General features: G+C 65.7%; 10 protein-coding genes and 1 other RNA gene. 5 read left to right on the top strand and 6 right to left on the bottom strand.

Features of this window, described 5'->3' with window-relative positions; translation table 11 throughout:
* Positions 1–264: 264 nt before the first annotated feature.
* On the bottom strand, positions 265–1,422 hold the full coding sequence (locus GH681_RS05715; RefSeq protein ID WP_228111796.1) for an ABC transporter substrate-binding protein: 1,158 nt from the start codon (positions 1,420–1,422) through the stop codon (positions 265–267).
* 296 nt (positions 1,423–1,718) lie between these two features.
* Here GH681_RS05715 and GH681_RS05710 point away from each other — a divergent pair, with 296 nt between their 5' ends.
* From GH681_RS05710 to GH681_RS24100, 5 genes are all read left to right on the top strand, one after another.
* On the top strand, positions 1,719–4,418 hold the full coding sequence (locus GH681_RS05710; protein ID WP_153160516.1) for a PAS domain S-box protein: 2,700 nt from the start codon (positions 1,719–1,721) through the stop codon (positions 4,416–4,418).
* Positions 4,393–5,031, top strand: a complete 639-nt coding sequence (locus GH681_RS05705; RefSeq protein WP_153160453.1) for a response regulator transcription factor — start codon at positions 4,393–4,395, stop codon at positions 5,029–5,031. The genes GH681_RS05710 and GH681_RS05705 overlap by 26 nt, the downstream gene beginning before the upstream one ends.
* Positions 5,032–5,144: 113 nt before the next feature.
* Positions 5,145–7,010 (top strand): thiamine pyrophosphate-dependent enzyme, encoded by a 1,866-nt coding sequence (locus GH681_RS05700; RefSeq protein WP_153160452.1) that lies wholly within the window; start codon positions 5,145–5,147, stop codon positions 7,008–7,010.
* Positions 7,011–7,021: 11 nt separating this feature from the next.
* Positions 7,022–7,369, top strand: coding sequence for an indolepyruvate oxidoreductase subunit beta (locus GH681_RS24105; protein WP_368666699.1), 348 nt, complete (start codon positions 7,022–7,024; stop codon positions 7,367–7,369).
* A 28-nt stretch (positions 7,370–7,397) separates the two neighbouring features.
* Positions 7,398–7,625: a 2-oxoacid:acceptor oxidoreductase family protein gene (locus GH681_RS24100; RefSeq protein WP_367179904.1), complete on the top strand. Its 228-nt coding sequence runs from the start codon at positions 7,398–7,400 to the stop codon at positions 7,623–7,625.
* A gap of 469 nt (positions 7,626–8,094) precedes the next feature.
* Here GH681_RS24100 and ssrA read toward each other — a convergent pair.
* From ssrA to GH681_RS05670, 5 genes are all read right to left on the bottom strand, one after another.
* Positions 8,095–8,470, bottom strand: a transfer-messenger RNA (tmRNA) gene (ssrA, locus tag GH681_RS05690).
* A gap of 64 nt (positions 8,471–8,534) precedes the next feature.
* Positions 8,535–9,185 (bottom strand): phosphoglycolate phosphatase, encoded by a 651-nt coding sequence (gene gph, locus GH681_RS05685; protein ID WP_153160451.1) that lies wholly within the window; start codon positions 9,183–9,185, stop codon positions 8,535–8,537.
* Positions 9,178–9,873 carry a bifunctional 2-polyprenyl-6-hydroxyphenol methylase/3-demethylubiquinol 3-O-methyltransferase UbiG gene (gene ubiG / locus GH681_RS05680; protein WP_153160450.1) on the bottom strand — a complete coding sequence of 232 codons (696 nt, stop codon included), beginning with the start codon at positions 9,871–9,873 and terminating at the stop codon, positions 9,178–9,180. Before ubiG ends, gph begins: the two co-directional genes overlap by 8 nt.
* A 118-nt stretch (positions 9,874–9,991) precedes the next feature.
* Positions 9,992–10,723 (bottom strand): OmpA family protein, encoded by a 732-nt coding sequence (locus tag GH681_RS05675; protein ID WP_153160449.1) that lies wholly within the window; start codon positions 10,721–10,723, stop codon positions 9,992–9,994.
* Between the two features lie 89 nt (positions 10,724–10,812).
* Entirely contained in the window at positions 10,813–12,132 is a 1,320-nt protein-coding gene (locus GH681_RS05670; protein ID WP_153160448.1) for a TRZ/ATZ family hydrolase, read from the bottom strand.
* Positions 12,133–12,190: the final 58 nt, after the last annotated feature.

The raw sequence follows: 12,190 nt of genomic DNA, 5'->3' as shown, positions 1-12,190 counted from the left end.
AAAATCAAATCCCGCGATGTGCAATAGGGTCGACCGCAATTTGCACGGGGTTCGAGGGTTTTTTTTCGAGGTATGGTGGTGGCGGTGCTATCCCATCCGGTTCTGCTGCGATACGGAAAACCCAATGCATACGCCGGCCGGGCCAGAAGGCTCCGGCCGGCGAGTTTTCGTTCGACGGGGACGGGTAAAAAAAAACGGCCGGGGGCGAGGGAGGGAGGGAGAAAACCCCCGGCCGTTTGCGGAAATGGTTGTTCCGCGGCGGGATCATCTGGACAGCGCGTCCCGCTTACGGTCTTCGTCGTATGCGAAGACCACTTGTCTGTTGCGAATCTCCCCCATGACCAGCGGACGGGTCGAGTCGATCGCCTCGTGGTCGGTCTTGGAGAAAGGTCGATCATATACCATCACGATGCCTTCCACCCGCTCCTTGAGCGATTCGAGGGCGTCCTTCAGGCGCGTGCCGTCGGTGCTGCGGGCCTGGCGGATCGCCGCGGCGAGCAGCAGCATCGAGTCATAGCCCTGGGCTGCCGCCGGCGCCACCGGCAGGCGGTCGATGCCGTAGGTGCTGCGGTATTTCTCGACGAACTTGCGCCGGTGCGGCGCATCGCTTTCCTGGATGAAGGTCTGGGGCATCCGCGCGCCCTCGGCGTTGGGGCCGGCGCTGTCGATGAAGTTGGACATGGCCAGCGCCCAGCTGCCCACCATCGGCACCTTCCAGCCCAGGCGCACCATGCCGTTGGCGAGGTGAGCGGTTTCGGGCCCGAGGCCGTAGGTGAGGATGCCCTCGGCGCCAGCGGCCCGGGCGCGGGTGAGCTGGGGCGTCATGTCCACGTCGCGGATGTTGAAGCGCTCGATCGTCACCGGCTTGATGCCGTGGCGTTCCAGCGCGCGCTCCAGGTCTTCGCGGCCGAGCTGGCCGTAGTTGGTGCTGTCGTGAAAGATCGCAAGCCGGCGCAGGCGCTGGCGCACCACCGCCTCCTCGACGATCATCGCCGCCTGCAAGGTATCGGGCGCGGAGACGCGGAAGATGTAGTTGTCGGGGTACTGGGGCGGCAGAAACTGCTTGGTGACGATCGACCCGGTGGCCACCGAGGTGATCATCGGCACGTGGGCCTGCTGGTAGAAACGCTGGCTGGCGAGCGCCACGCCGGTGTTCACGATGCCGAGGCCGGCGACGATCTTCTCGTGGTTGATGAGCTCCTGGGCGATCTGTGCGCCGCGTTCCGGGCGGGCCTCGTCGTCGCGCTCCAGCAGCTGCACCGGCCGCCCGAGGATGCCGCCGGCGTCGTTGATCTCCCGCGCCGCCAGACGAATGCCGTCGCGCATCGCCACCCCCATCGGGCTCGACCCGCCGGTGAATGGCCCGGTCACGCCGATGCGGATCGGCTCCACCGCCGCCACGCCGGCCGCGAGCAAACCCAGCGCGGCACAGGCCGCGGCACGCACGAATCGAAGCAAGGGTGTCTCCGCTGTTGTGTTCTTGTTCTGCTTGAGTGGCTGCCAGCCCGCGCCTTCCTTCGCAGGCAGCGTTCAACGCTACGCCCGCGACTCTGCCGGTCATATGCGGGAGAACCCCTAGCTGCGCTGCGGCATGGCACGCCAGACCGGGCCTGCGCGGCCGCCTTCATCCGTCCTGATTAGGGAAACCCCCGATGCGCCTTTTCCGCCTCCGCGGCGACGATGCGCGGGACATGTCGAATACGAATCCTTCTCCCAAGATGCCGCCGACCCGGGTGCCAGCCAGCTGGTACTGGTCGGCGCCCAACTTTGCCGTCCTGATCTTTGCGCTGGCGATGCTGGTGCTGGTGTGGGTGCTCCAGCGCCAGGAGAGCGAGACCGCCCGGGCGGCGATGGCGCGGGACGTGCAGTGGGCCGAGCAGACCATGCGCCTGCACATGCAGGGCACCGAGGAGTTTCTGGGCCAGCTGGCGCGGGAGCTGGCCGCCGGCACGCTGGATGGCGACGGTTTTCAGGTGCGGGCCAATCAGCACATCGCCAACAACCCCGAGCTGGTGAACATCGTGTGGGTGACCGGCGATCAACGGGTGAAGTGGACGGCCCCCTTCGACACCACCGACTGGCTGGTGGGCGACGGGTTGTCGCAGGTGCAGGTGGCGGTGCTCGCCCGATCCCGCGAGCTGGGCCGGCCGGTGTATGGCGAGGCCTACGTGAATGGCCGCAACATGGCAGTGCTGGAGGTGTACCTGCCGGTGCAGCAGGGGCGCCAGCCGCTGGGGGCGATCGTCGCGGTGTATTCCATCGAGCGGATGGTGGCGCATCTGGTGCCGAGCTGGTTCGGCGAGAAATACCGGCTGTCCTTCACCAACGGCAAGGGTGAGCTGCTGGCGGCCAATTCCACGCTGCGGGCGCTGGACGAGAGCCTCGAGTTCTCGGTGCCGCTCGACCCGCCCGGCAACGGGCTGGCGCTCGAAGCCACCGCCTATCACGTGGACAGCGAGCTGCCGAAGGGCTTTCCGATTGCGGTGATCGTCGGGCTGTCGTTCTTCGTGCTGTGGAGCCTGTGGGCGCTGCGGGCCCACATGCTGCGTCGGGTGCGGGTGGAGAAGGAGCGTGACCGGCTGTTCAACCTGTCCCTCGACATGCTGGCGGTGATGGCCCACGACGGGCTGTTCCGGCGCTGCAACCCGGCCTTCGAGCGCATCCTGGGGTATTCGCCCGAGGCGATGCCGGGTAGTTCGCTCCTCGATTACATCCACCCGGACGACGTGGCCGACTCGGTGGTGCGCCTGCGCAGCCTGGCGGCCGGCACGCCGGAGGCCTTCGAGAACCGCTGCCGCTGCGCCGATGGCAGCTACCGCTGGCTGGCCTGGAGCATCAACTCGGTGCCCGAGGAGAAGCTGATGTACGCCGTCGCCCACGACATCACCGGGCGCAAGGCGGCAGAGGAGGCGCTCCACCACGAATACGCCTTCCGCCAGTCGATGGAGGAATCCCTCATCACCGGCCTGCGGGCCATCGACCTGACCGGCCGCATCACCTACGTGAACCCGGCCTTCTGCCGCATGACCGGCTGGTCGCGGGAGGATCTGGTGGGTTCGGCACCGCCTTTCCCCTACTGGCCGCCGGACGAGATCGAGGCCCTGCAGCACAACCTGGAACTCACCCTCAGCGGCAACGCGCCTTCCACCGGCTTCGAGATGCGCGTGCAACGCAAGAACGGCGAGAGCATGGATGCGCGTTTCTACCTGTCGCCGCTGATCGACGGGGACGGCCGACAGACCGGCTGGATGGCCTCGATCACCGACATCACCGAGCCCAAGCGCGTGCGCGCCCAGCTGGAAGCCGCCCACGAGCGCTTCGTGGCGATCCTCGACGGGCTCGACGCGGCGGTGTACGTGGCCGACGCCGCCAACGACGAGATCCTCTTCGCCAACCGCGCCTTCAAGAGCATCTACGGCTTCGATGCGGTGGGCCAGCGGGTCGGCATCTACGGCCTGCCCACGCCGCCCGACACCAACTGGTACGACGTGGACCCGCGCCGCCTGTCGCCCCAGCAGGTGCCCCGCGAGCTCTACGACGGCGAGCTTCAGAACGGGCTCTCCGGCCGCTGGTATCACATCCGCGAGCGTGCCACCCGCTGGGTGGATGGCCGCGTGGTGCGGATGGCGATCGCCACCGACATCACCGACAAGAAGCGCGTCGAAGAAGAAAACCGCGCCCAGCAGGAACGCCTGCAGCGCACCTCGCGCCTCATCACCATGGGCGAGATGGCCTCAACTTTGGCCCACGAGCTCAACCAGCCGCTGGCGGCGATCGCCAATTACTCGATGGGCTGCGTCAATCGCCTGCAGTCGGGCGAATATCGCCAGGAGGACATCCTCACCGCGATGCAGAAGGCCAGCGCCCAGGCCGAGCGCGCCGGGCGGATCATCCGGCGGGTGCGCGAGTTCGTGAAGAAGAGCGAGCCGCGGCGCCAGCTGGTGGCCCTGTCGGGCATCGTCGAGGACGCCATCGGCTTTGTCGAGATCGACGCCCGCCGCCACGTTGCCCAGGTCGTCAGCCAGATCCCCGCCGACCTGCCGCCGGTGTTTGCCGACTCCGTGATGATCGAGCAGGTGGTGCTCAACCTCGTCAAGAACGGCATCGAGGCCATGCGCGAGACGCCCGCCGAGGAGCGCGTCCTCACGGTGTCGGCGCGGATCGCCGAGCATAATCTGGTCGAGGTGTCGGTGGCCGACCGGGGTCACGGCCTCTCCGACGAAGCCCGCGAAAAACTGTTCTCGCCCTTCTACACCACCAAGGCGGAGGGCATGGGCATGGGCCTCAACATCTGCCGCTCGATCGTCGAATTCCACAACGGCCGCCTGTGGGTGGACGCGAACCCCGCCGGAGGATGTATCTTCCGCTTCACCCTGCCTTTGGAGACTCCCCTTGAAAGCGCCCGAATCGACGCCTGAACAAATCATCTACCTGGTGGATGACGATGAAGCCCTGCGGGATTCCCTCGTCTGGCTGCTCGAATCCCAGGGTTTCAAGGTGGCCGCGTTTGCCTCGGCCGAGGATTTCCTGCGCCGCTGGCGACCGGAGTTCAACGGCTGCCTGTTGCTGGACGTGCGCATGCCCGGCATGAGCGGGCTGGAGCTCCACGAGCGCCTGCGTGCCCAGTACTGCACCCTGCCGGTCATCTTCATCACCGGCCACGGTGACGTGCCGATGGCGGTGGCGGCGCTCAAGAAGGGCGCGGTGGATTTCATCGAGAAGCCCTTCAACGATAACGACCTGCTGCACCTGGTGAGCCAGTGCTTGGCCAAGGAGCGCGAGAGCCGCGACCGCCGCCGCCAGGACGCCGAAGTCTCCCGCCGGCTCGACCAGCTCACCCAGCGCGAGCGTGAGGTGCTGGACCTCATCATCCTCGGAAAGCTGAACAAACAGATCGCCGATGTGCTCGGAATCAGTATCAAGACGGTGGAAGTCCATCGCGCCCGCGTGATGGAGAAAATGGGCGCGCAATCCCTGGCCGAGCTCGTTCAGAACGTCATGGCGATCGAAGGGGTTGCAGGTCGATCGTGATACATATTTCAAGTCAGTTGTAGGAAAAATGTATCTTTAGTTGACCTGTCTCAAGCTCGTCCGCGGCGGCGCTTCCTACACTCTCCGGCTTCATCCTGTCGGAGAGTCGCTTCATGGGAAACGCCCTGGCCGCCACTGCGGCAAACCGCCTGTTCCTGTCCGGTAACGACGCCGTCGCCCATGCCGCGCGGGATGCGGGCGTGCGTGTCGCGGCCGCCTATCCGGGCACGCCGAGCACCGAGATCCTCGAAGTGCTGGCGCGTTTTCCCGGCCTTTACGCTGAGTGGTCGCCCAACGAGAAGGTCGCCCTCGAAGTGGCGCTCGGCGCCTCGATGATGGGCGCGCGGGCGTTCTCGGCGATGAAGCACGTGGGCCTCAACGTGGCCTCCGACGCACTGATGACCATGACCGTCACCGGCGTCGAGGGTGGTCTGGTGATCGCCGTGGCCGACGACGTGGGCATGTCCTCGTCGCAGAACGAGCAGGATTCGCGCTTCTGGGGCCGCTTTGCCCACGTGCCGGTGCTGGAACCGGCCGATTCACAAGAGGCCTACGACATGACCCGGGCGGCCTTCCGGCTGTCCGAGCAGTTCTGCGTGCCGGTGATCCTGCGCCTCACCACCCGCATCTGCCACGTGAAGGGCCGCGTCGAGCTGTCGCCGGCCGAAACCCACGAGCCGACAGGATTCGTGAAGGACCCGCGACGCTGGGTGATGGTGCCGGGCAATGCCAAGCCGCGCCTGCCGCTGATGTTCGAGCGCGAGGCGGCCCTGCGCGCCGAGGCGTCGGCGTCGCCGCTCAATCGCATCGAATCCGGCCCCGACCGGCGGATCGGCTTCGTCACCTTCGGTCCGGCCTACATGCATGTGCGCGAGGCCTTCCCCGATGCGCCGGTGCTCAAGCTCGGGATGAGCTACCCGCTGCCCCTCGATCTGGTGCGCGAACTGGCTGCCGGGGTTGAAACCTTGCTGGTGGTGGAGGAGACCGAACCGCTCGTCGAAGCGGAGATCAAGGCCGCCGGCATCGCCTGCGTGGGCAAGGACGTGCTGCCGCGCCTGGGCGAGCTGTCGCCCGAGGTGCTGCGCCGAGGCGTGGCCCGCCTGCGCGGCGAGGCCCCGCCCGAAGTCGACGCGCTGCCGGCCCAGCAGGTCTTCCCGCGGCAGCCCACCATGTGTGTGGCCTGTCCGCATCTGGGCATCTACTACACGCTGTCCCAGCTCAAGAACATCATCATCTCCGGTGACATCGGCTGCTACACCCTGGGCGCCGGCCACCCGTGGAACGCGCTGGATACCTGCATCTCGATGGGCGCCTCGATGGGCATGGCGCTGGGCATGGACAAGGGGCGTGGCGACTCCGACCGCAACAAGAAGATCGTCGCGGTGATCGGCGACTCGACCTTCATGCACATGGGCATGCAGGGCCTGCTCGACATCACCTACAACGGCGGCAACGTGACGGTGCTGCTGCTCGACAACCGCGCCGTGGGCATGACCGGCGGCCAGGACAACCCGGCCACCGGCCGCGACATCCATGGCGCCGAAGCGCCGCGGGTGGATTTTCCGCGCATGTGCGAGGCGCTCGGGGTGAAGAAGGAGCGCATCCGGGTGGTCGATCCCTACCAGCTGCCGGTGCTCTTCAAGACGCTGCGGGAGGAGACCAAGATCGACGAGCCCTCGGTGATCATCACTGACCGGCCCTGCGTGCTCATCGACGACTACAAGAAGACGCCGCCCTACGCGGTGATCGACGACACCTGCACCGGCTGCGGCAACTGCCTTGAGGTGGGCTGCCCGGCGATCCACGTGACGCGCCGCGACAAGGCCATCAAGCCGTCGGGCAAGGAGGTCGACCTCGCCTTCGTGCGCATCGAGACCAGCGCCTGCACGGGTTGTGGGCTGTGCGTCCAGCCGTGCGCGCCAAAGGCGATTGTTCACGCCGCGCCGGTGGTGCCGGTGCGCTTCATGAGCCGTGGCTGAGGAGTAGGGCAATGCAGAAGAACACCAACATCCTTGTGTGCGGCATTGGCGGCCAGGGCGTGATGACCGCCACCGAGATCCTCGCCGAAGCGGCGCTGGCCCTCGGCTTCGACGCCAAGAAAACCGAAGTGGCCGGCATGAGCCAGCGGGGCGGGGTGGTGGTGTCGCACCTGCGCTTTGGCAAGCGGGTGCTGTCGCCCCAGATCGCCCAGGGCGAGGCCGACCTGCTGGTGGGCTTCGAGGCTGCCGAGACGCTGCGCTGGGCCCACATGCTGCGCCCGGGTGCGCCGGTGCTCACCAACACCTCGCGCCTGTCGCCGCCGGTGGTGGAGTGCGGCGTGTTCGAATTACCCGGATGATCCGGTCGGCCAGCTGCGCGCCCTGGGTGTGCCGCTGCAGGCCTTCGATGCGGCCGAGATCGCGCTGGAGTTCGGCGACATCCGCCTGGGCAACACGGTGATGCTGGGCGCCATGTCGGATCACCTGCCGTTTCCCGCCGAGGTGCTGCGGGATGCGGTCGAGGCCCGCTTCGCCCAGCGCAAGCCCGGGAAGCGCGACGTGAATCTGCGCGCCTTCGACGCCGGCCGGGAGCGGGCGGCGGCGCTGGTGGTTTAGATAGTCAGCCCAGGGCGTCACTATCGCCGGGCCGGACGAACTCCAGCGGACGGCTTCAAGGTTGATTGCAGCATCAGCGTACCCCGGAAGACATCGACGGCGTGGAGCAGGGTGCCGACCTCGGTCGGATTGGCCAAGGCGGCGATGTGCTTTTCAGTGGCTTGGGGGGGGGCGCCGTGCAATCTCCCGCCGGAGCGCGTTCTGTGTGTCCGATCGCTACGAGGTGGCGCAAAAACCTTTCTTCCCCTCTGAACGGCGCGGCGGGCCGTTTCCACCCGTCCGTGGGCAGGACGGAGGCTTGGGCGAGGAGCCTTTGGGGGGGGCAGCGCCGGCGGGCAGGGTAGTTGTTGCCCCAGCTTGCTCCCGGAATGCAATAACCCTGCTCGGACTGCCTTGGACGTAAAAAAGGCCGAGAACCCTGATCTTGCCAGGTTTCTCGGCCTTCTCCGGAACATCCCGGACTCGATTCTGGTGGAGCTGGGGGGAATCGAACCCCCGTCCGCAAGCCTTCATTAAGTAGTTCTACATGCGTAGCCGCCTGATTTGAATCTCGCTGCCTTCGTCGCGCAGGAGCACGCTACGCAGGCCGCCAGTCACTTAGTCTTATTCGATACATAGTGACCCTATATCGAACCAGCCAATGTAAATGACCGCTCTGTCTTAGATCTTGCGACCCTCAACCCGGACCATCGGCCATCCGGTGAGCGGTTCGCCGGGTTTAAGCGGCGAGCGCGAACTTTTCGTCGTTGGCGTTTAATTGATTTCCAGACAGATTTACGAGCGAACTGGAGTGCTCGGCATGCCCTACATTAACTCCGCACCCACGTCGAAGCCAGGTCAGCCCCTTGTGATGCAATGTTTAGTCTCCAGCGGTAGCTGGAAAGTTCCCGATCATAACATGTCTTTCGCTCAGGCGAGATGGGGCAGGACATCCATGGGGTGGGCGATGATCGAATGGGCGCCCCAGGTGTGGATTGGATCGTCCGTGCCGAGGTAGCCGTATGCGGCGGCCAGGGTTTTCATTCCGGCCGCCTTGCCGGCTGTGATGTCACGGATGTCGTCGCCGACATACAGGCAGCGGGTCGGCTCGACGTCTATCGCGGCGCAGGCGTGCAGGAGCGGATCGGGATGGGGTTTGGCGCGGGCGGCGGTATCGCCACCCACGATGCACGCGCTTCGCGCCGTGAGACCGAGCGCGGCGATCAGCGGGTGGGTGTAACGCTCGGGCTTGTTGGTGACGATACCCCAGGGCACGCCGTGGCTTTCAAGGTGAGCAAGCAGTTCGGCCATGCCCGGGAACAGGCAGGTCCTGATACATAGCCCCTCAGCGTAAAGCTCGAGAAAGCGCGCCGCCAGCCCGGGGTAGGTGTCGGCATCCGGCAAGATGCCGAAGCCGACGCCGAGCATGCCGCGCACCCCGTGGGAGACCTGGGCGCGCACGGCTTCAAACGGGGTGGGGGCAAGTCCGTGTTCGATCTGCATGCGGTGAAGGATCCGCGCGAAATCGGGCGCGGTGTCCGCCAGGGTTCCATCGAGATCGAAGAAGACGGCGTCAGTCATGCCGGGTGGTGCGCATCAGGTAATTGACGTCGGTGTCGCGCCCGAGCGAATAGACCTTGCTGATCGGGTTGTAGGACATGCCGATGAGCTCCTCGACATCCAGGCCCGCCTCACGCACGTAGCGGGCCAGCTCGGAGGGCTTGATGAACTTGGCGTACTCGTGGGTGCCCATCGGCAGCATCTTGAGCACGTATTCGGCGCCGACCACCGCCATCAGGTAAGACTTGAGGTTCCGGTTGAGCGTGGAGAAGAAGACGTGCCCACCGGGTTTCACGAGCGCGGCGCAGGCCCTGATGGTGCTGGCCGGGTCCGGGACGTGCTCGAGCATTTCCATGCAGGTGACGACGTCAAAGCTGCCGGGGCATTCCCGGGCGATGTCTTCGGCTGAGATGTGCCGGTAATCGACGGTCTGGCCGCTTTCGTAGAGATGCAGTCGGGCCACGCCGAGGGCTTTCTCCGAAAGGTCGACCCCGGTGACCTGTGCCCCTCGGGCAGCCATGGACTCGGCGAGGATGCCGCCGCCACAGCCGATATCGACGACTTTCTTGCCGGCGATCTGGGCGGCGCCGTCGATCCAGTCGAGCCGCAAGGGGTTGATCTGGTGAAGCGGTTTGAATTCGGATTCGGGATCCCACCAGCGGTGGGCGAGGTCACTGAATTTCTGCAGTTCGGCGGGATCGGCGTTCATCGTGAGTTGGCTTTGAATCGAAATGACAGGGTGCGATTGTATTGCGCCCGGCTGAAAAACAAAAAGCCCTGCAGGGCAGGGCTTTTTGAGTACGACGTGAAGTCTGAAGATCGACGGATTACTTGGTGCCGATGACTTCGATTTCGACGCGACGATCCGGCTGCAGGCAATCAACCAGCTTCTTGTTCTTGCCGCTTTCCTTGCCGAGGTTGTTGCACTTGCCGGCGGTAACGGGCTGCTTCTCGCCCTTGCCTTCAGTGTAAACACGGTTGGCTTCAACGCCCTTGCCGACCAGGTAGGTCTTGACGGCGGCAGCACGCTTCTCGGACAGCTTCTGGTTGTAGGCGTCGCCACCGATGCGGTCGGTGTGGCCAACGGCCAGGATCACTTCCAGCTTCACGGTCTTGGCCTTGGCGGCCAGATCGTCAAGCTTGGCCTTGCCGGCGGGCAGCAGGACGGCCTTGTCGAATTCAAAGAGGGCGTCGGCAGCCAGCTTGACCTTGTCGGAAACCGGAGCGACAGCAGCCGGAGCAGCAGCCTTGGCGCCAGCAGCCGGAGCGGCAGCAACAACGCACTTGTCAGCCGGGACGACATCCTTGTCGCATTCGCAGCCAACCGGCAGGTTGTTGTCAGCCTGCAGGGTGTTGGTGGCGGCGGCCGGGGTCCAGTAGCCAGTGCGCCAGCAGAGGTCGAAACCGCTGCGAGCAACGACATTGCGGCCATCGATCACGTAAGGCACTTCGCCTTTCGTATCGACAACGACGTCTTTGGCGAAGCTGGCGGAAGCGGACAGGCCGAGAGCGGCAAGTGCGGCGGCCATCAGCAGTTGTTTTTTGGCTTGTTTGATCATCGTTTTCCTCGTCGCAAGGCAAAGGGATAGAACCGGAAAATTCATCCATGCCGCTTGAGCGCATTACGAACTCAGGCAGCATATCCAATTCATTGGCGGAGCTTATTCTGCCATAGGCGGGCGATGCCCAATAGCTCCGTGTTGGTTATTTGCAACAGTTTCCCATGCTTTACTCGCCGTTGTCCACCGACCCACACGTCCGACACTGCGCGGCGGTCCAGCACGTGGATGAGGTGGGATGCCGGATGGTAACAGGGTAGCTCATCCGGGTCGTCGATCCTGAGGGCGGCGATGTCGGCGGCCTTGCCGGGTTCGATCGAGCCGATCTCCGCGTCGAGCCCGAGGGCGCGGGCGCCGTCCAGGGTGGCCATCCGCAGGGCCTGGTGGGCGGGCAGGGCGGCGGCGTCGCTGGTCTGGAGCTTTGCAAGGAGGCTCGCCTGGCGCATCTCGCGCAGCAGGTCGAGGCGGTTGTTGCTCGCTGCGCCGTCGCTGCCCAGCCCGACCGCCAGCTGGCGATCAAGCAGGGACGCGACTGGCGCGGCGCCGCTGGCGAGCTTCATGTTGGATGTGGGGCAATGGGCGATGGCGCACTGGTGGATCGTCAGTCGTTCGATGTCCTCGGTGTCGAGATGGACAGCGTGGACGCCGATGAGGCTGGGGCCGAGCAGTCCGAGGGATTCGAGCCGGGCGATGGGGCGCTGGCCGAACTCGCGCACGCTGTCGGCGACTTCACCGGCGGTTTCGTGGATATGTATATGGATGGGCAGTTCGAGTTCGCCGGCCAGGGCGCCGATGCGTTCGAAGCTCTTGTTGGAGACGGTGTAGGGCGCGTGGGGTGCGAGGGCGAAGCGGATCAGCGGGTTGTCGCGCCAGGCGTCGCGGGCTTCGAGGCCCTTGCGCAGGTAGTCGTCGGCGTCGGCGGCGTACTGGGAGGGGAATTCGATGACGGTGATCCCGAGCACGCCGCGTAGCCCGAGGCGTGCGAAGGCTTCGGCGGTGGCCTCCGGGAAGAAGTACATGTCGTTGCAGGTGGTGATGCCGCCCCGGAGCATCTCGGCGGCGGCGAGCAGGCTGCCATCCCGCACGAAGGCGTGGGAGGCGTGGCGGGATTCGGCGGGCCAGATCGCCTCCTGCAGCCAGCGCATCAGCGGGAGGTCGTCGGCCAGGCCGCGCATGAGGGTCATGGCGGCATGGCAGTGGAGATTGACGAAGCCGGGGGTGACGATGTGGTCGGGCAGGCTGACGGTTTCGGTGGCTGCAAACCGGGTTCGCGCCTCGTCAATCGGCACGACGGCGATGATGCGCCCATCGCGCACCGCGATCGCGTGGTGCTCGAAGGTGGTGTTGTCCGGCTCCACGGGAATGATCCAGCGGGCTTCGATGAGCAGGTCTACCGGCGTCCGTGTCATGGTGGTTCTCGGCGTGGGCGGAAAAAACCCCGCGCGGGGCGGGGTCTGCGTGAAACGG

The organism is Zoogloea sp. 1C4, assembly GCF_009469605.1.
Taxonomy (GTDB): domain Bacteria; phylum Pseudomonadota; class Gammaproteobacteria; order Burkholderiales; family Rhodocyclaceae; genus Zoogloea; species Zoogloea oryzae.
The sequence above is the reverse complement of the archived record's forward strand: the minus strand, read 5'-3'. Positions and strand labels throughout refer to the sequence as shown.